The 20845-nt window shown below is 33.4% G+C and carries 22 protein-coding genes; 3 read left to right on the top strand and 19 right to left on the bottom strand.

Features of this window, described 5'->3' with window-relative positions; genetic code table 11:
* Positions 1-236 precede the first annotated feature (236 nt).
* The 4 genes from CVU84_07600 to CVU84_07585 all read right to left on the bottom strand — a co-directional run bounded on the left by CVU84_07600 (position 237) and on the right by CVU84_07585 (position 2458).
* Complete coding sequence (locus CVU84_07600) at positions 237-518, bottom strand: TrpR YerC/YecD (GenBank protein PKM95178.1); 282 nt, start codon at positions 516-518, stop codon at positions 237-239.
* Between the two features lie 103 nt (positions 519-621).
* A complete protein-coding gene (locus tag CVU84_07595; protein ID PKM95177.1) occupies positions 622-1329 on the bottom strand; it encodes a phosphatase in 708 nt (235 codons plus the stop codon).
* A 12-nt stretch (positions 1330-1341) separates the two neighbouring features.
* Entirely contained in the window at positions 1342-1911 is a 570-nt protein-coding gene (locus tag CVU84_07590; GenBank protein PKM95176.1) for a chromate transporter, read from the bottom strand.
* Positions 1892-2458 carry a chromate transporter gene (locus CVU84_07585; protein ID PKM95175.1) on the bottom strand — a complete coding sequence of 189 codons (567 nt, stop codon included), beginning with the start codon at positions 2456-2458 and terminating at the stop codon, positions 1892-1894. The genes CVU84_07590 and CVU84_07585 overlap by 20 nt, the downstream gene beginning before the upstream one ends.
* A 259-nt stretch (positions 2459-2717) precedes the next feature.
* Here CVU84_07585 and CVU84_07580 point away from each other — a divergent pair, with 259 nt between their 5' ends.
* The gene (locus CVU84_07580; GenBank protein ID PKM95174.1) at positions 2718-4190 is read left to right on the top strand and encodes a hypothetical protein; all 1473 of its coding nucleotides are present in this window, start codon (positions 2718-2720) and stop codon (positions 4188-4190) included.
* Between the two features lie 99 nt (positions 4191-4289).
* On the opposite strand, the gene CVU84_07575 is transcribed toward CVU84_07580, so the two are convergent.
* Positions 4290-5582: a M18 family aminopeptidase gene (locus CVU84_07575; GenBank protein PKM95173.1), complete on the bottom strand. Its 1293-nt coding sequence runs from the start codon at positions 5580-5582 to the stop codon at positions 4290-4292.
* 40 nt (positions 5583-5622) lie between these two features.
* Positions 5623-6213 carry a DNA-3-methyladenine glycosylase gene (locus tag CVU84_07570; protein ID PKM95172.1) on the bottom strand — a complete coding sequence of 197 codons (591 nt, stop codon included), beginning with the start codon at positions 6211-6213 and terminating at the stop codon, positions 5623-5625.
* A 182-nt stretch (positions 6214-6395) separates the two neighbouring features.
* Here CVU84_07570 and CVU84_07565 point away from each other — a divergent pair, with 182 nt between their 5' ends.
* Positions 6396-6890, top strand: coding sequence for a hypothetical protein (locus tag CVU84_07565; GenBank protein PKM95171.1), 495 nt, complete (start codon positions 6396-6398; stop codon positions 6888-6890).
* Between the two features lie 144 nt (positions 6891-7034).
* A complete protein-coding gene (locus CVU84_07560) occupies positions 7035-8921 on the top strand; it encodes a molecular chaperone HtpG (protein PKM95170.1) in 1887 nt (628 codons plus the stop codon).
* A gap of 49 nt (positions 8922-8970) precedes the next feature.
* Here the strand turns inward: CVU84_07560 and CVU84_07555 are convergent, their stop codons facing one another.
* The 13 genes from CVU84_07555 to CVU84_07495 all read right to left on the bottom strand — a co-directional run bounded on the left by CVU84_07555 (position 8971) and on the right by CVU84_07495 (position 20833).
* On the bottom strand, positions 8971-10230 hold the full coding sequence (locus CVU84_07555) for a hypothetical protein (GenBank protein PKM95169.1): 1260 nt from the start codon (positions 10228-10230) through the stop codon (positions 8971-8973).
* Positions 10169-10963: a TIGR00159 family protein gene (locus CVU84_07550; protein PKM95188.1), complete on the bottom strand. Its 795-nt coding sequence runs from the start codon at positions 10961-10963 to the stop codon at positions 10169-10171. Before CVU84_07550 ends, CVU84_07555 begins: the two co-directional genes overlap by 62 nt.
* A 109-nt stretch (positions 10964-11072) precedes the next feature.
* Positions 11073-12002, bottom strand: coding sequence for a hypothetical protein (locus CVU84_07545; protein ID PKM95168.1), 930 nt, complete (start codon positions 12000-12002; stop codon positions 11073-11075).
* 20 nt (positions 12003-12022) lie between these two features.
* A complete protein-coding gene (locus tag CVU84_07540; protein ID PKM95167.1) occupies positions 12023-12403 on the bottom strand; it encodes a hypothetical protein in 381 nt (126 codons plus the stop codon).
* A 13-nt stretch (positions 12404-12416) separates the two neighbouring features.
* A complete protein-coding gene (locus tag CVU84_07535; protein PKM95166.1) occupies positions 12417-13706 on the bottom strand; it encodes a sugar fermentation stimulation protein in 1290 nt (429 codons plus the stop codon).
* Positions 13707-14048: 342 nt separating this feature from the next.
* A complete protein-coding gene (gene lysS, locus CVU84_07530; protein ID PKM95165.1) occupies positions 14049-15539 on the bottom strand; it encodes a lysine--tRNA ligase in 1491 nt (496 codons plus the stop codon).
* 24 nt (positions 15540-15563) lie between these two features.
* A complete protein-coding gene (locus tag CVU84_07525; protein ID PKM95164.1) occupies positions 15564-16040 on the bottom strand; it encodes a transcription elongation factor GreA in 477 nt (158 codons plus the stop codon).
* 136 nt (positions 16041-16176) lie between these two features.
* Positions 16177-17103, bottom strand: coding sequence for a hypothetical protein (locus CVU84_07520; GenBank protein ID PKM95163.1), 927 nt, complete (start codon positions 17101-17103; stop codon positions 16177-16179).
* A gap of 50 nt (positions 17104-17153) precedes the next feature.
* A complete protein-coding gene (locus CVU84_07515; protein PKM95162.1) occupies positions 17154-18110 on the bottom strand; it encodes a tRNA dihydrouridine synthase DusB in 957 nt (318 codons plus the stop codon).
* Positions 18111-18114: 4 nt separating this feature from the next.
* Positions 18115-18660: a bifunctional phosphopantothenoylcysteine decarboxylase/phosphopantothenate--cysteine ligase CoaBC gene (gene coaBC / locus CVU84_07510; protein ID PKM95161.1), complete on the bottom strand. Its 546-nt coding sequence runs from the start codon at positions 18658-18660 to the stop codon at positions 18115-18117.
* A gap of 4 nt (positions 18661-18664) precedes the next feature.
* Positions 18665-19447 (bottom strand): hypothetical protein, encoded by a 783-nt coding sequence (locus tag CVU84_07505; protein ID PKM95160.1) that lies wholly within the window; start codon positions 19445-19447, stop codon positions 18665-18667.
* Between the two features lie 15 nt (positions 19448-19462).
* A complete protein-coding gene (locus tag CVU84_07500; protein PKM95159.1) occupies positions 19463-19846 on the bottom strand; it encodes an aspartate 1-decarboxylase in 384 nt (127 codons plus the stop codon).
* Positions 19847-19987: 141 nt separating this feature from the next.
* A complete protein-coding gene (locus tag CVU84_07495) occupies positions 19988-20833 on the bottom strand; it encodes a pantoate--beta-alanine ligase (GenBank protein ID PKM95158.1) in 846 nt (281 codons plus the stop codon).
* Between the last annotated feature and the right edge of the window lie 12 nt (positions 20834-20845).

Here is a 20845-nt window from a genome sequence, read left to right as displayed (position 1 = left end):
TTTCTGTATCCCAAGTCACAATTTCTTACAATAGTTTAACCAATATATGAAAAAATAAGCCGTCTGAATTTAGACAGCTTACTAAATTTGTATATCATTGTCAATGTTACAAAATCTCCGCATTCACTACGGTTTCGTAACCTAATGCAAGCTTCGCTTGCACATCAGTGGGGGCCCCCACCCCCACCGATGTTGGAATGAATTCCCCCATTTAAGAAGTGGGGGCTTCCATTCGGTTAAATTCTAGCAAACACCATGTCATACCCATCATTTCCATAATTCAATGATCGATTCACTCTACTTATCGTTGCAGTAGAAGCACCTGTCTTTTCTGCAATTTCCAAATAAGTGTTTTGTTCTCTTAGCATTTTAGCAACATGTAATCTTTGTGCCAACGCATGCAATTCATTTACAGTACAAATATCTTCAAAAAAGTCATAACATTCTTTTACATTTTCCAACGTTAATATTGCTTCAAAAAGCTTATCTATTTCGTGACTCTTTATATTCTTGCTCATTTACACAGCTCCTTTACCTATAATTCTTTTATACCCCGATTAATTTGTCATATAAGATGATATTAACATTTTAGAGCACTAACGTAAAGAACTATTTTTTCTCTTAGGATAAAAATTTAAACAACTCCTCTATTGATCTATTGACGATTAACTCCTCTGGAAATCCAATCTCCTCAAAGACAGGCAAACAATACTTGAAATTACCAACATCAAAGGAAATATGAGCATCACTTCCTAGAATAACAGGGTGATTATGTTTCATACATAACTCTAATATTTGTCTAGTTGCAACAATTGCATCACTCCTAAAGCCCTTCGGATTTAAGGATGCATTATTAACTTCTAACAAAACATTGTTAGCCTTTGCTGCAATAACGATTTCTTCATAATCCATCTGGTATCTTAGATCATCAGGATGTCCAATAATATTTACATATGGATTTCCCATGGTTTTAATGAGTGCACGAGTGTTGCTTTTTTTAGTTGAGGGTCTCAGACATGGCATATGCATACTTGCAATAACATAATTTAATTGCTTTAAATCGCTCACACTCATATCGATTGTACCTTGATGATCAATGATGTTCGCCTCCACACCTTTTAAAACTCTTACTCCATCTATTTCTTCAGGAACAACTCTTAGGTTTTGAAAATAGTAGATATAAGTACTTCCTGGCATACCTGGTGCATGATCAGATATACCTAATAGCTGTAAACCCTTTTGTTTTGCCATAGCAACCATTTCTTGAAGAGAACTATAAGCATGTCCACTTGCTATTGTATGGGTATGTAAATCTAAACAGTATTTCATATTCATTCCTCCTTATTGCCATAAAAACAAACCAACAACACCTGCTGGTAGTATATAATATATGGGGTGTTTTTTAAATTTAATAGATAGAAAAACCAACAATCCAAAAACAATCAAGGATTTTAGTTCAACCAAATCTCCAATATAACGAGTGACTTTGTACGCCTTGAGATCAATAATAGTTACATATGCTATATTTAAAATGGCAGTAGCAATCAATCCAATAACAATAGCCCTTAGTCCCTTCAAGGTAGCTTTCACGATAGGTTTTTCATTGAATCTATCCATAAATTTTGCCACAATGATAGATATGACAAACCCTGGTAATATAACTGCTATAGTTGCAACAAGTGACCCCAATATACTTCCTTGGAAATAACCAACAAAGGTTGCCAAATTAATTGCAATCGGTCCTGGCGTAGACTGCGAGATGGCAACTACATCAGCGAATTGTTCTAGCGTTAGCCAACCTAACTCTACTGACTTTTCTTGAAGCAAAACCAAAATAGCCAATCCTCCACCATAGCTAAAAATACCTAAGCTAAAAAACTCCATAAATAATTCAAGAAGTGCTTGTATCATAATCTGTACCCCTCTTATAGTAAATCAAAATGCTGGCAACTATTCCGACTAAAATAACGAAGATTGGTGAGACATTTAAAAAACTAATAACAACAAACGCACTCATAGCTAAAACAACACCCCAATAATCCTTAATAGATTTTCTAATAAGATTAACGATTGTGGAAACCAAAAGGGCTAAAACAGCAATTCTAACACCCTTTAATCCATTTTGGACATATACATTTTGCGCAAATTTTTCGTATCCATTCGCGATAATTAATATAATCAGTATTGATGGTGAAATGACACCTAGGCAGGAGGCAAGTGCCCCTCTAATTTTATCCAACTTGTACCCTAATAAAACAGAGGTATTCACTGCGATAATCCCTGGAATAGATTGAGCCAAAGCAAATCTATTGATTAATTCTTCATGATTAAACCAATTTCTGCCCTCCACTGTTTCCTTTTCCATAGTAGGAAGCATAGAGTATCCACCACCAATTGTTAATAATCCAATTTTAAAAAACGCATAATATATTTCAAAGAATCCAATCCGCTTTTTCAAAGTATCATCCTCCTATTTTAAACCAATCATCAATTATCATATAACTTTTTTATGCAAAGTGCAACCTCTATGCTTTTTTATAACTTAGGTTTTTATGAACCAATTGACTAATTTACCTTTCTATAGTATGATTGAAGTACACAAATTGCGATGGAGCTTTTGTACCCCTAGGGGTACATCAGCTCTTTTTTTTGACTATGAAATTAAGTTCTTCATAGAATTCTAAATTCAAACCATCGTATGAAAGGGGCATCATTATATGAAAAAATCAATGAAAGCATTTACACAAAAAACAACCTCCATTGCCAATGGGAACTATTTTGAAGAAATCAATCCTCAAGAATACCGAACCAATTTAAATAGTATCGCAATTTCCTTTGATCAATTACAAAAACAAATTCTCTCCCATATTTTTGAAATGCAGGTTGTATCTTCACAGATAGATTCCTCCACAAAAGAAATTAGCGGTGTGCTGTCCAAACAAAAAGAACTGTCCGAGCAAATTTTTAAGAATTCAGAAAACCTTACGAACGCTAATGAACGAAGTTATGCGAATGTTTCAGAAAGTGTGAGCATATCAAAAGAAATGGCACAGAACACCGAAGCACTACAAAAGTATGCACAGACACTTCAAGCTTCTAGTTCTCATTCCAAAGAAATTATCTCTTCCCAACTTGATTCAATCGTAAAAATCATAGCTTTAATTGAAAATATTTCTACTACAAGTCATGAAAGCATGGCATACATAAACAAATTATTCAACTCTACTACTAAGATTTCGGAAATACTGAAAACAGTTCAAGCCTTTTACAAGCAAACCCAATTGTTATCCCTTAATGCTTCTATTGAATCTGCCCGTGCTGGTGAAGCTGGTGCAGGCTTTTCAGTAGTTGCTAATCAAATTAGAACCCTAGCACAAAATAGTTCTCACTCTGTTGATCAAATTTCCACAATCATTGAAGAAATTGATTATGATATACACAACGTTATCGAACAATCTAAGCTCACTCAGACTAGCGTCACGACAGCCGTTGAAAACACAAATATCATCCAAGATGGTTTAAAAAAAATCGATGAAACTTACTCAGAAGTTGACGAGCACATTCAGGGTATGCGTAAAAAAATCGATAGTAATCTTACTTTATTTGATACCCTTAACACCACTATTTCAGAAAGCTCAACTTCTTCTGGCCAAGTTGCAGCAGAAATAGAAAGCATTCATACTCACATTCATACTCTTTATGAAAAAACCAATGACATTTCAAAGCTCGAAGTAAATCTAAAAGACACTTCCAAAAGCTTACATGCTCTTACAGATAAAGTTGAACTTGATTTATTATCTGACGCTAAAGAAAAAATAAAAAGGCAAGTCTCTGACTTAATTGAAAATCTTACTGTACTTATAAAAGAGAACCCTAACTTAAGGGACATTAACACTTACTCCCACAAAAAAATATTAGACATAGTCCTTAATGGTTCCAATCAAATGGAAGCAATCTGGACAAACGATGCCAAAGGCAATTTCATCTACTCTAACCCTCCAGCTGGCATAGCCAACGCTACTGTCCGCGACTGGTTCAACGAAAGCATGAAAGGCATTCCTTATGTCTCTACCATATATATTTCTGCAATCTCAAAAAGCCCATGTATGACTATAAGTATTCCGATTCATGATAAATCCAAACAAATTGTTGGTGTAATTGGAGCTGACATCGGTATACACTACCAATAATATACCTAAATAACTGAAAAAAGCGAATTATTAAAAAAAGAAGAGTATCAAAAGGTACTACTTTTACCTATTGATACTCAAATTTTAAAATTCGCCTGTCTAACTATTATAAAAAGTCTCAAACACTTTCAAGCTATCGACAAAATCCTTTAAACCTATAACTTCTCTCGCAGAATGCATAGCCCACATTGGTAATCCAACATCAACTGTCCTAATTGGCAAATACTTACTTACAACAGGCCCCAGTGTCATTCCACCAATCATATCAGATCTATTCGCAAATCTCTGTACCTTAATCTCAGCTCTCTCACATAACTGTAAGAATACTGCTGCTGATTCACAATCCGTAGCATAGCTTTTTTTAGCACTACTTTTAATCGTAATTCCTTCATTTAAACGCACTTCATTTGTTGGGTCACCTTTTTGAGGAGCATTGGGATGCGTTCCATGTGCTGCATCTGCTGATATCATAAAGGAATTATTTAGCATTCTATAATACTGTTCTGTAGATCTATTAAATGCTGCCATAATTCTTTGAATTATGATTGATAGGAGGCTCGAATCAGCTCCTTCTATAGTGGTACTTCCTATTTCTTCATTGTTAAAACATACTGCCATTTGAATTCCGCTCTTATTGTTAGACTTCATTAGCGCTTCAATACTTGTATATACCATAGCTAGATTATCCAATCTTGGAGCAGAAATCAAACCTTCGTCTACGCCAATTACAGCTCCTTTTTCTGCCAAATACAAATACAAGTCAAAGTCTAGTACCTCAGAAGGTTGAACTCCAACAGCATCAGAAATCAATTGAATGAGAAAGCCCGACTTGTCTTTCTCCTTGTCCCAAAGTCCTAAAACAGGCAAAAGATCAACTTGCTTATTTAACTCAATTCCTTCATTTACCTTTCTATTCATATGAATTGCAATATTTGGTATTGTTACTATTGTCTTTTTCATATCTACATATTTAACAATTGGTTTAAATATATCCTCTGACCTAAGCCCTACCTTACCTGCAATAGAAAGAGTTCTATCCATCCAAGTATTTAGTATAGGTCCACCATATACCTCTGTATTGAGTTTCAGAATATTTCCATCTAACATTTCTGGATTAGACTTAATTTTAAAACATGGACTATCATTGTGTGAAGCAATCACTTTAATTCTATCTAAATTATGCATTTCATTTGCTACTGTAAATGCTATTATTATAGAATCATAAGGGATTACATAATACCGTCCCTTTGGAGTCATACTCCAGCTTTCTTCCATGTTCAAGCGAACAAAACCTGCTTTTACTAACCGTTTTTCACACTCTAATACTGTTTGGTACGGAGTTGTTGCTCCTTCTAAAAACTCTAAAAAATCTGCTACAACCATATTTTCCATCTTAACTTTCCTCCATTGCTAACTCCAACATTTGAGTCGTTTAATTTAAATAAAATCTATACAAAAAATCCTTTGCTTCTTCTGCATAATCTATATTAATTCGCTTACCAACATGAATTAACCCTTCGTCAACAGGCGGTGCATCTATTATATATAGCTGATCTCCTAACAAATCCAATCCATTATGGCCCTTGTTTAAGTTTAATGCTTTACACACCTTACCTGGTCCATTGGCCATGTTATTTATTTGGCTTTTTGTAAGTTGACTATATGGCTTATGATATCTAAACTGACTCATAGTATCCAACGGCTCCATAGGTTTTACACCTCTTATCAAAACAGCACATGGGTTACCTTCCCTTTCAGCTACTACATTTAACATATAATACATCCCATAGATTAAATATATATAAGCGTGTCCTGCTTCACCCCAGAGAATTTCAGTTCTATTCGTTCTTCGTCCTCCAAATGAATGACAAGCACGATCCTCAATACCGGTATATGCTTCTACATCGGTAATTTGACAATGTATTTTATCTTTCCCCATAACATGTGCCAATGTTTTACCTAATAACTGTTTAGCAACTAAAATGCTATCTTGATTATAAAAATCTCTAGTAAGCTTTTTCATTAAATTCCTCACATCTTTCTTTTTTCAATTGCTTTTATAACGCTTTCTAGTCAATAAAAATAGTATATCATAAATTACCCATTCTTTGCACATATAAAGGTAAACACTCAAAAAAATAAGTTGCATGTTGAAAGTACTTTATGTAATATAGAACTAGATGCTTTTGAAAAGTTGGTGGAAAAATGATTGCTCGTCAAGTAGAAGATATAAAAAATTTCATGAACAAACTTTTTAAGGAGGTGACCTTTGATGAATTTGAGGTCATATCTGTTGAACTTCAACAAGGTATTGGTTATACCATTGATGGCGAACTTCAATTAAGATTCTATGATAACTTAGAAAAAGAATTGTTTGCAGATCAAAAATATATTAAATGGTCCGAGTTAAAGGGAACAGTCTTTTCAATTATAAAAGGCAACAAAACTCCTTCAACGATGAAAATTGTTTTTGTAGTCTCACAGAAAAGCAAATTAAATTTAGTAAATAAGAGCAGCTCTTCTTATCAACCTGAAGATGTGAATGGTTTTTACTTAAATATAATTTTTGATTCTACTGGCCTTAAAATAGTAACCGGCATAAACTACAAACTATTTTCCCTTGATAAATCCGTAGAAAATTACTACGATGATTCTATTCTTCGTTTTTTTTCAAAAAATGATATCCTGATCACTTCGTAAAAGTTTACATAGTACAATTGGTTTTGCTTTCTGTTAGCACTCTTCCAATGTGAGTGCTAATTTTTTCTTGACAAGTAGGCTATCTAGTTGTATGATACTTTTAAAGAAAATTTAGAAATTATTTTAAGGAGGCTTTCATTTAAAATGAGTAAAGAAAAAGGTAGCTTATCCATCCATAGCGAGAACATATTCCCTATTATTAAAAAATGGCTCTATTCAGATCATGACATTTTTATTAGAGAATTAATTTCCAATGCTTGCGATGCAATAACGAAATTGAACAAATTAAACACACTGGGAGAAGTTAATATCAGTGAAGATACTTCTTACAAAATTGAAGTCATTGTTGATGACAAAAATAAAACATTATCCTTTGTAGATAATGGTCTTGGTATGACAGATGAAGAAATCAAAAAATATATTAATCAAATAGCTTTTTCAGGGGCCGAAGATTTCTTAAACCAATATAAGGACAAGACAAATGACGATCAAATAATCGGACACTTTGGTCTTGGGTTTTATTCTGCTTTTATGGTTGCAGATAGGGTGGAAATCAACACCAAATCCTACAAGGAAGATTATACTCCAGTAAAATGGACCTGTGAAGGTGGTACTGACTTTGAAATGGAAAAAGGTACTCGTGAACAACGTGGTACGGAAATTATTTTATATATTGGTGAAGATGGAATGGAATTCTTAAACGAATACACTCTACGATCAACAATAGAAAAATATTGTTCCTTCATGCCATATGAAATTTATTTATCTAACCCTAATAAAGAACCAAAAAAAGACGAGGAAGATAATATAGTCGTTGAAGAGCCTAAGCCGCTTAATACAACTACACCTCTCTATACAAAAAAACCAAATGAATGTAGCGATGAGGAATACAAGGAATTTTACAGAAAAACCTTTATGGATTTTAAAGAGCCACTTTTCTGGATTCATTTAAATATGGATTATCCTTTTAACCTAAAGGGTATTTTATACTTCCCACGTTTTAACCATGAATTTGACAATATGGAAGGACAAATCAAACTATATAACAACCAAGTATTTGTTGCTGATAACATTAAAGAAGTCATTCCTGAATTCTTATTGTTGTTAAAGGGTGTAATTGATTGTCCTGATCTACCTTTGAATGTATCAAGAAGTTTCTTGCAAAATGACGGCTTCGTTAAGAAGATCTCTGGATATATTTCTAAAAAGGTTGCTGATAAACTGAATTCCCTTTTCAATACAGATAGACCAACCTATGAAAACTTCTGGGGAGATATTAACCCTTTTATTAAATTTGGTTGTTTAAAAGATGATACCTTTTATGATAAGGTTAAAGACATAATGCTCTATAAATCAACTGCTGATGGACATATAATTTTATCTGAATACCTTGAACGTAATAGGGATAAACATGAAAACAAGGTGTATTATGTCTCAGATGAAAAACAACAAGCCCAATATATTAAAATGTTTAAAGATCATGAAATGGAAGCTGTAATTCTAGAACATAATATAGATCAACCATTTATTTCTCAATTAGAAATGAAGGAATCAGAAGTTAAATTTGTTAGAATTGATGCAGACCTTACAGATACAATGAAAGATAGTTCAGAAGTTGTTAATGAAGAAGAAGATAAAACTCTTCTTGAAGGTCTTGAAAAAATATTTAAAGCTTCTTTAGGAAAAGAAGACCTAAAGGTGCAAATTGAAAATCTTAAAGCAGAAGAAATATCAGCACTTATTATTCTTCCAGAAGATTCAAGAAGAATGCAAGAAATGTCTAAAATGTATAGTATGTATGGTATGGATCCAAGTATGTTTAAATCAGAGGAAACGCTTCTTCTTAACAAGAAAAATGAACTCGTGAAATATATTGTTGCTCACAAAGAAAACGAAGATAAAAAAGAAGATATCAAGCTATTCTGTGAACAACTTTATGACTTAGCTATGTTAAGCCACAAACCGTTATCACCTGCTGCAATGACTACCTTCATTAGCAGAAGTAACTTAATCTTAAAAAAATTGATATAAGACGTAGCAAAACAGCCGATTAGACATCGGCTGTTTTTTATTAATCTATTTATTCTTCTTTGATCATATCAACTTTAATTGATGATGGCGCGGTAACCATTTGGACATTGGTTGATAATGTAAAGTTTAATTTCACATCATTTATACCTTCCACTAAACCGTTTAAAGAAATATAAGGATTTAAGGATACAATTGATACTTTATTTAAGTCACTCTTTGTACCTTTCACTGTTAAAGTAATTGGTGTACTGCTACTGATTGTTGCCCGATAACCTTTCGGAATGTTTTTCATGCTAATATCGTCCGCATCTACTGAAATTTTCTTTTCCTCTAGCTTATCAATTATAAGAGTTATTGTAGCAATCTTTTCTTCATTCAATATTGTAATTTCATTAGGCTCTAGTAGCTCCTCAAGAGATACTTGGACAGTAATATCTTCTGTTTGCCCTGCAAGGTAAATGCTATTAATGATGATCGAGTCTATACCCTTAAGAACTTCCTCCTTGCCCATAATACTTACATCATTAACACTTATTTTAACCTCAGTTAAACGATATCCAGGTGCCACGTCATCCACTTGTTCAAAGATAATAGGAACAACTTTCTTCTTGATGATTGGTACTGATACCTGAACTCGATCCACATTTGTTGTTATTGTAGATACAACCTTTTTATCTTTATCAAGTGCTTGTGGTGTAGCAAACAATGTAATATCCTTATTTACCCCCTTTATATTTATGGGTACTACAACACTTGATACTAAGTTTACCTGAGATTCTGGCCCAGTAATTTGTATTATACTTGGTGTAATAACAGGATCTAATGCCACATAGGATTCACTTGGTTCACCATCAAAATAATATTGAACCTCTTTTTGAACAGAGATGATATTTTCAAGCGCAATTTTCATATCTCCAGGACTTTTTTTAACTATTTGAATTCCATCTGGAACATCTATTTCAATATCTATTGCACCTGTAATGGATACCTTTGATAAATCTACATATGCTCTAATATCACTAGTACTTAAACGATTAACAATTGAACGCTTCCCTCTTACGGTTACATCAACTGTTTCACCTTCTAAATACTCAATTGCTTTATTTTGTGTTGTTATAGCACTTGCATTTAACTTAACTACCGTTACATTGTTAAAGGGTGGTCTCGTAATAATTGGATCATCATAATTTACAACAAGTAGCCATAGAAAAAATGCTGCAATAACTGAAACGATTTTCCAACCTAATCTATTCGTTATCTTTTTTATCATGTTTATGTCTACCTTTCCATATCTTGAATTTGTTGACATCTACAATCTTCTTTTGAACATAAACTAGCTTGTTTTTCAAATATTCCGTGTCAACATTTCTAATTAAATTTCCACCCAATGCCATAGAAATATGACCTGTTTCCTCAGATACAACAATAATAATACTGTCTGTTACCTCAGTTAACCCTACAGCAGCTCTATGTCTTGTTCCAAGCTCCTTGCTTAAAGTCATGTTTTCTGATAACGGTAAATAGCAAGTTGCCGCAACAATTCTATTGTGCCTAATGATTACCGCACCGTCATGCAAAGGTGTATTGTGTTCAAAAATGTTTACAATCATTTGCTTGGATACGATAGCATCGATGTGAATTCCCGTTCTTTCATACTCATCTAATCTGATATCCTGTTCTACAACAATAAGTGCACCCGTTTTTGCTTTTGACATTTCATTCACTGCTTTAAGTAATTCTTCAATGATATCAATGGTTAATTTCTCAGCTCTATCCCTCTGTTCTTCAAAAATATTAATAGAAGCAAAAAGGTTCTTTCTACCTAATTGCTCTAATGCCTTCCTTAGTTCAGGTTGGAACACAATTAAGAGGGCTGTAATACCAACACTAATTGTATTTGCAAATATCCATAATATCGTATTTAATTGAAAAATCATCGCAATGATAGCGATCGTAAATAATACGGATATGCCTTTTACAAGCATCCATACGCGTGTTCCTTCTACCCATTTGATAACTTGGTAAATGACAAAAGCAATCATACAAATCTCAATGATGTCCTTGATATTTATGATTGGTAATTGGTATGTAAGAAGTTTTAAGTTTTGCCAGACTTCTGAAAATGTAACCACTATAACACCTCTTATATTGTTACTTAATTTTTGTTATCGCTTTTTCTTTTCTTGTAATCTTAACCTTAGGTACCGCTTTTACAAAATAATAATACGTTTCATCTTCAAATTGTACCTTTTCAGTCCTAGGATAATCAAGTGAAAATCTCATAAACTGAGCAGCAGCACAAATAGCTCCAGCAACAATACTACCAATAAGAACTCCAATAATTGATATATCAGACTTTAAAATAAGTATTCCAATTATAAATCCAAGCATATTAACTGTAGTGCCCGCCCCAATTGCGATATACCATACATAATCATATTCTAATTTGCTTACAATATACGTAACTATTAGAACAGCAGCAAATACAATGATAGTTAACAATATACTAGTATCTGTAATCATTATATTGACCATATACTTATACATAAGCATAATCGTTTGTGGCATATCGTATAAGGATTCTGACTGAAGCTGCAACAATCCAGGAATATACGTTGCAAATTTAAAAACCAAAACTCCAGTGCAAACTGCAATGATAGCACTGGGGCCAAAAAACAATCCTGCAAATATAGGAATAACATAACCAATCTTAAGAGCAAATAAAAGTGGCACAAGTATAACGAAGTAGGCCATCTTTGGATAAATCCGAATAAACAATAAATATATAATAAGCATGGCTATTGCTAAGGTTAGTGTTGCCTCAAGTGATATTGCTACTAGCTGAAAACTAATAAATGCAATAATCAATATTACGATCCAGCTTGCTGGTATAAAAATAGAGATGGTTGCTAATAATACCATCATTAAAAATTCGCTAATTGACAGCTTTGAGTTAAAAAATCCATTTGTCAAAACTAGTACAATAAAGAACAATAAAAATTTACCTATAGGAACTATAGCTCTTTCAAATCTGGTGTAAAGGTTAATGATCATTTCTTTTATTTCAAACAGTTTTGTCATTTTATCCTCCCTTACTGTTCCTATTGGATTTTATCTAAATCATTGAGTAATGTTTCATACTCCTCGATTCGGTGTTTTGATTCAAGATATTCTTTTTTATTATTTATAGTAGATAATATGGTATATCCAATCATAAATAATAACCAAATCAACAAATACTTAACTCCTATACCAATTAGCAAAGTAGTCGTTGCAGTAACCGAAGAGTCCATAACAATGCTTGAAAACTCTATGCTAAAGAGTATGATTAATGCAAAAGTCACACTTAATTGCATTTTAAAGTTATTTAAAGATATATAATCTTTTTGATGATATTGTGCTCTCATAATGTCCTGTTTGCCTTTGCTCTTTTCATATACTGCAATCTTAGTCATAAGACAAACTTTTTCGTTATCTAACATGAAATCACCTACTTTATTTACCTATTAGTCCTTCTTTATAATATCGATTACCAGAATTCCATAGTAACCATTCATCAAGTCCCGCGTCATAGGCAGCTTGTATTTGTTTTTTAATTGCATCCCCATCATATGTCATATAATTGCCCCCACCAAGGTAGGAAGCAGTAAAGGCTTGTAGCCAAGGACGTACAATTGGCCTATTTTCACCTTTAGGTATTGTATCAATTACTTTATTAGAGTCTTGCATTGATCCATATATTATCTCATATGGAAATAAGTCTGGAGGTTGAGATGCTGGTACTCCATAATAACCTCTTCCATAATGTGAAGGATATACCATAGGGCAGATTACGTCAAGTCTTTTTGACATTTCATAATAATTTTGGCCAATCATATTTGCATCTATGGCACTGATGATTATAGTACCAAAAACATCTGCCGATATAGCAACATCATAGGGCTCAAGCTCTTTCTGAGCATATTCAATGAATTCTACAATAACCTCAGTCCTACTTTTAGTTGTATCTGCTGTCGCTCCAAAATTTGCACCTTCTAAAGAATGTGTTGCTTCAAAACGGATATAATCAAATTGAATTTCTTTAAACCCTGACTTAGCAGCCTCTTTGGCTACATCAATAATATACTTCCAAGCATCCTTATTGTATGGACTAATCCAAGTAATATTTTTGTATTGAAATAGGCTACCATCTTGATTTTTAATTGCATACTCCGTAACATGACTAGATAAATAAGGATCCTTAAAGGCTACAATTCTAGCAATAGGATATATGTTATTATCGTACAACTTATCCATCACCACGTCAATATCTTTTATTGCATAATATTCTGAACCAATTTGGTCGACCAAAGGGATATCCATATCATAAGTAATGTGTCCATCATCATTTTTAACATCAATAACAAACGCATTGATTTCTGTTTCATTTGCTAGCTTAATAAGGTTATCAAGTGAAGTTTGAATTCCTGCTGTGTTTGCAGTTAAAAAAATGCCTCTAATAGGTATTCTTGGTGAATAATTAATTGCTAACGTATTATCTACTATCATAAAATCATTCAGATCTACAATTGTACCGTACATTTTTGGATTAGAAAAATGAATACTTTCACCCTTACCAGTAAATCTATATAAAAGCCCAATAATAACAATAGTGATCCCACATCCCAAAAGAACTAACCAGCCTTTTACTGCGCGTTTGTTTAATTTATTACTCTTTTTTATAGCATTCGTGATTTCTTGTTCCTCAATCTTCTCTAATTTTTCTCTTAGTGTTTCTTTGTCCATTTTCTTTCACCCCGTATGAATAATATAATGTGTCATACCATTACATGTTTTTTATTATAGCACATCAAATGATCCTTTTCGACAGTTATTATTATAAAATGATTTTACTTTCCTTATTGTGCACCGAAACCTTTCATTCAATGTGAAGCAACATACGACAATCTATGTAATACTTGTTTATTCAGCAGGAAGCCTCCTGTGAAAATTTTCCAAAATTTTTTGTAAAACTTGTAAATCCATCCATTACATTTCACCTACCGCTTTTTTCCAATTGCATATGCAGAACTTTCCCCGCAAATAAAAAAAGCCTTGCATAAAAAATGCAATGGCTTATTTTATTATTTATTTACTTTTCATTGTAGGGAATAATAGTACGTCTCTAATAGAATATGAATCTGTAAGTAGCATAATCAAACGATCAATACCAATTCCAAGTCCACCTGTTGGTGGCATGCCATATTCAAGGGCTGTCAAGAAGTCTTCGTCTATCATATTAGCTTCTTCATCTCCCGCAGCTCTTAAAGATTCTTGGTGCTCAAAGCGACCTCTTTGATCTATTGGATCGTTAAGCTCTGAAAATGCATTTGCAAATTCTCGCTTAGTAATGAACAATTCAAATCTTTCTGTGTATTCAGGTTGATCTGGTTTTCTCTTTGCGAGTGGAGAAATCTCTACTGGATGATCCATAATAAAGGTTGGTTGGACTAAATGATGTTCTACAAAAGCTTCAAAGAAAAGATTGATAACATCGCCTTTTTTTAAATGAGCTTTGACTTCAATATTTTTTTCTTTAGCAATTTTTTTAGCCTCTTCATCATCCTTGACTTCATTAAAATCAATACCTGTAAATTTCTTAACTGCCTCAACCATCGTTAATCGTTCAAATGGTTTACCAAGGTCAATTTCAACTTCATCATAAGTAGCTGTTGTCTTACCCAATACTTTTGTAGCTAAGTATCTGAACAAATCTTCAGTTAAATCCATCATGCCATAATAATCTGTGTACGCTTGATATAACTCAAGAAGTGTAAATTCAGGATTATGTCTAACAGAAAGGCCTTCATTTCTAAAAACTCTTCCGATTTCATATACACGATCAAAGCCACCAACTATTAATCTTTTTAAGTAAAGTTCAAGAGATATACGCATATGCACCTTCATATCAAGTGCATTATGATGAGTTACAAATGGTCTTGCGGCTGCACCACCAGGTATATCAATTAACATAGGAGTCTCAACCTCTAAAAAATCTCTATCATCTAAGAAGCTTCTAATTTCCTTTATAATCTGTGAACGTTTTATGAAAGTGTTTTTTACTTCTGGATTCACAATAAGATCTAAATATCTTTGACGATATCTAACATCAGTATCCTTTAAGCCATGGAATTTTTCTGGTAATATTTGTAGGCTTTTTGATAAAAGAGTAATCTTTTCTGCCTTGATTGATATTTCACCCTTTTGAGTTCTAAATACCTCACCTTTAATTCCAATGATATCTCCAAGGTCATAGTGCTTAAAAATAGTATAGTCCTCTTCACCAATTCCATCCTTCTTTACATAGGCTTGGATTTGTCCACTAATATCTTGAATATGGCAAAAAGAAGCTTTTCCCATAATTCTTTTGGTCATAATTCTTCCTGCTACCGTCACTATTTGACCTTCAAGGGCTTCAAATTGTTCGAAAATATCCTTACCCTGATGGGAAACATCAAATTTAGTCACTTCAAAAGGGTCTTTTCCCTGATCTTGAAGTTCTTTAAGCTTATTTCTTCTAATTTTGAGCAATTCATTTAAATCCAGTTCTTCAACTTGATTGTTATTTTCTTCTGACACCTTCAAACACTCCTTCGTTTCTACTTATCTGTGTATTTCTAAAACCTTAAACTTTATTGACCCTGCTGGTGTATCTACAGAAGTCTCTTGACCTACCGCGAGTCCAAGTAAAGCTTCACCCACTGGTGATTCATTTGAAATTTTACCTAAAAGTGGCGCGGATTCAGCAGAACCAACAATAGCAAAATCCACTTCCTCATCCATATCATAATCATAAAGTCTAACTTTGCACCCTATATTAATCGTGCTCAAATCAACTTCATCTTCATCTATTACTTCGACATTTTTCAGCATTTTTTCAAGATGAGCAATTCTTGCTTCAATTTCTCCTTGTTCATCCTTCGCTGCATCATATTCAGCATTTTCAGATAAATCACCTTGTGCTCTTGCTTCCTTAATGATTTCAGCTATTTCTTTTCGTTTAATAACCTTAAGATTTTGTAATTCTTCTTCTAGTTCTTTTAAACCACTATACGTGAGTATAATTCTTTTCTCTGCCATTCTCCTGCACCTTCCTATTTACTATTCTATTATAACATTAACCCCATATTATACAGCACATAAATGCATAATTATTCTTGCTATTATAACTTAAACTATTTTTATTGTCAAGAGAATTCATCCTCTAGGCCATAAGTTAGAAGAGCTTTAACTCGAATTTTATAGGGTATTTATTAAGTGCCTTATCAATTCTATCCTTAACATTATATCTATAACCATGTACGTACATATTCTTCAACACTCGGTCGCTATTTAATATAATTCCTAGTAATATATCTGCGTTCCATTTCTGTTCTAAATAATTTGGCTCAAATTTATGAATGATCGCCAAATCCTTTCTCTTGATTTTCGTCTGCAGCAATACTTCTTCACTCGAAACGAAATCTATTAATATTCCATTGTCCTGATAGCAATAATAAAGTTTGTCATTATCCTTGTTGCAGTGGATGATGATATCTCCATCAATCTGTTGGCGAAGCCCCTTACCTTTCACCTGTACCGCCAAACCACATTCATCATAGATATCTGCAAGCTTGCTTTCATAACGGGATGGTGTTTCTGTAACAAGGGTTAATGTATTCATATCATAAGCAGCGTGATCTAATACATATTCCGTATCCGTAGATGCACCATCTACTATAACATACCGAATATCCTTATAAGGTTTATGGATACGTTTTTTTGCTTCTTCTATTACTTCATTAATATACAGTACTCCTAAGATACCTCCATCGGAAATAGACATATTAAACTGACGCCTATATCTTTTTAGTGCGTCATCTAAAATCAATATATCAATATCATAATTTATAAGATGTTGATTAAATGCTTGTATAATACTGGTTATGTAATCTTCATCTTCCTGCTTAGTCGGCTTTATGACAGGAATTCTTATGTAAAAACCTGGCACACTTCCATATGATATGTCTTCTATTGTATTTGGAAATTTCTTTATCGAATGTTTTCTAATTGTTTTATCTCCACAAAACTTTATGAGTGGATTCCCAAAGGGTATTTGTTTGATTTCTTCAAAGCAATCAACATAAGCATACCTTTTTCCCATATTACACCTTATTTGACTTTTATTATAATCTATTGCCAACTAAGGTTGTATTATACACATAGTAGTTCAATATAATTCTTCAAGCTTATAAAACTTTCGACGTGATTGATTTCCTGTCTAATCTTTGAGGAATTTTTCATGCCCTTCGTATACCAAGAAATATGTTTTCTCATTTCCCTAACACCAATATACTCACCTTTTAAATCAATTAATAACTTAGTATGTCTCATAATAGTATCTACTATTTCTGAGATCGAAGGTCTTTCTAGTAGCTCTGATGTTTCTAGATAATGAAGAATTTCTTTAAAAATCCAAGGGTTTCCTTGTGCACCTCTTGCTACCATAACACCATCACAGCCTGTTACTTCTAACATCCTTTTTGCATCTATAGGGCTAAATATATCTCCATTACCTATTACAGGAATAGCTACTGCAGCTTTTACCTGTCTAATAATATCCCAATCCGCTTTCCCTGAGTAGTATTGCTCTCTCGTTCTACCATGGATGGTGATTGCATTAGCACCATTTGCTTCTGCTATTTTTGCCACTTCTACTGCATTGATTGAGCTTTCATCAAAGCCCTTTCTAATTTTAACTGTAACTGGCTTTTCTACCCTATCAGAAATTGCCTTTACAATTTCTCCAATAAGCTTAGGGTTTCTCATTAGAGCTGATCCCTCACCGTTGTTTACTACCTTTGGCACAGGACATCCCATATTTACATCAAAAACAGAAACAGCATCACTATCAATTTTTTGCGCCATCTCTGCAAGTATTTTGGGATCACTACCAAACAATTGAACTCCTACTGGACCTTCCGCTTTGTGCGTTTGTAACAATAAATCACATTTGGGATTACGATACATAATTGCTTTCGCACTTACCATTTCCGTATATACCAAGCCACAACCTTGTTCTTTACATAAAAGTCTAAAGGGCATATCTGTCACTCCCGCCATTGGAGCCAAAAGCACCTTGTTGCCTAATTCTAGTTTTCCAATATTCATTTGATCACCTAATAGCTGCTGAAATTTCTTCTATTCTTTCAACAATCTTTTCCCAACTTAATAATTTACCACTTCCTATATCGCCACAGGCTAATCTTCCTACATCAGTATCTAGTATTTCATATCCATAGCTTTTTAATACCTTAACATTATTTTGAATGATTGGATTTTCCCACATTGCAGTATTCATGGCTGGAGCAATCAAAACTGGTGCTCTTGTTGCCATAACTGTAGTTGTCAACATATCATCTGCAATTCCATTGGCAATTTTACCAATGACGTTTGCGGTTGCAGGGGCAATTAAAAATATCTCAGCTTCCTGCGCTAAAGAAATATGCTCAGTATCCCACTTATCAACTTCATCAAACATATTAACGGCAACCTTATGATTTGAAAGAGTCTGAAAGGTTAAGGGCGTAACGAACCTTGTAGCATTTTCTGTCATAATAACATGTACCTCGTAGCCCTTTTTCACAAGAGCATTCACAATTTCAACTGCTTTATAACAGGCAATGCCGCCTGTAACACCAACAACAATATTTTTTTTCATTTCACTACACTCCTTTAAGCATTTGGTATACAATTGCTTTTGCAATGTTTTTCTTCCCTTCAAATCTACCAATTACTTCACTGTTTTTTATAAGTAGTCCAGTATGATTTCCTTCTTGAATGCTCTGCAAATCATTTGCTAGTACTAAGTCACAACCATTTTTCTCTTCTAATTTATTGGCTGCTGTTATAAGTTCATCTTCAGATACATTTTTTAACAGCTTAAATCCTACTAAAAAAAGATCTTTATTATATTCTTTTAAAGTAGATATGATTTTAGGAGTTTTCTTTAGCGTTAAAATCAAATCATCACCTGAAGAAACCTTCTTTTCCTGACTAATTGTTCCTTTAGGATTTTTTATAATATCTGTTATAAGCTGCACCCAATCTTCTTTGGAAGCATCTTGAAGCTTTTGCCTAATTTCTTCTGCAAGCAAATCAATCGGTATGATATGATCTATTGTAAAATCCGAGATTGCCATGCAGTGGACAAAGAAATCGATTTTTTGTTTAGAAAATATCTCTCTTATAGTCTTCAAAACACTTTCCGTATTGGTAACCTCATACAGCTCAACATGATTCAAGGCTTCATCTTCTATTTCTGGTTTCATTGCTGTTGCAGATGCAACGTAATGGATTCTATAATCGATGATTTCATTTTGTTCCATATACATAATTGCTTCATCACAAAGAAATGTACCTAATAACCCTGTGCTGGTATTGGTAATTTTCCTTACCTCATCAATATCTTCTACTGTACCGCCTGCTGTAATCACAATATTAATCATTTGTTTCCTCTCCTATTACTCCATTCTGCCATGAATTTCTTCATGCTTTATGTCTATAATTTTATTGTTATCATTTAGAATTAATACATTTGGTTCAAAGGTTTTTGCTTCCTCTTGAGTCATCATCGCATAGGCTATGATAATCACCTTATCTCTAGGTTGCGCTAACCTTGCTGCAGCTCCATTTAAACAAATGACACCACTTCCATAATCACCTTCTATGGTATAGGTTTCAAACCGCTCTCCATTGTTTATATTTACAACTTGAACCTTCTCACCACATATAATACCGGATTTCTCCATGAGCTCTTTATCAATTGTAATACTTCCTACGTAATCGATATTAGCGTCTGTCACAGTAGCTCTATGAAGCTTAGCTTTAAACATTGTTAAAAACATAATATTCACCTCTTTCCATTGGCAAAATAACTGTTGTAATAGTAGATTTTTTCTAGTAAATAAGCTCTATATGTGCCCACAAATCTGTCAATGTTACGAAACCTCCACATTCGGTTAAATCATTCTTGTTTTTGAAGATGCCTAGTCTATAAATATATTATCAATTAATCTGGTTTTTCCAAATTTTACTGCTACTGCAACAAGTACCGGTTTCTTAATTTCTTTCATTTCTTCTAGTGAATCACCATCAAGTATTTCAACATAATCAATTTTAGCAAGTGGCTGGGTTTGTATCGTTTCTATTATAAATGCTTTTAAGTTAGCAGCACCAACCTCGCCTTGCTTATATTTATTTTGTGCTTCATGTAATGCTCTATTTAATACCAATGCTTGCTCTCTCTCTTCTTGACTTAAGTATACATTTCTAGAACTCATAGCAAGACCATCCAGTTCTCTAACAATTGGGCAAACAACTACATCAACCTTCATATGCAAATCTTTAACCATTTTTTTAACAACTATAACTTGTTGTGCATCCTTTTGTCCAAAGTAGGCTCTATCCGGCATGACAATATTAAATAAAATATGAACCACCGTTGTTACACCTTTAAAATGGCTTGGCCTTGAAGCTCCACATAACTTTTTCGTAATATCTCCTTCAACCTCAACAAAGGTTGCTGCACCATTTGGATAAATATCTTCTATATCTGGATGATATACAATATCTGCGCCAGCTTCCCTTGCCATTTTGTAATCTCGTTCTATATCTCTTGGATAGCTATCAAAGTCTTCATTAGGCGCAAACTGGGTAGGATTAACGAAAATGCTTACCACAACAATATCATTTTCTTCTACAGCTTTTTTAATAAGGGATTGATGTCCCTCATGCAAAAAACCCATAGTAGGCACAAAACCTACCGTTTGCTTATTATCTTTCGCTTCCTTTAACGCATTAATCAAGGCTTTGTTATTCGTAATTAAGCTCATTTATTATTTCCC

The organism is Firmicutes bacterium HGW-Firmicutes-1, assembly GCA_002841625.1.
GTDB lineage: Bacteria > Bacillota > Clostridia > Lachnospirales > Vallitaleaceae > HGW-1.
This window is presented reverse-complemented; position numbering and strand designations above follow the sequence as displayed.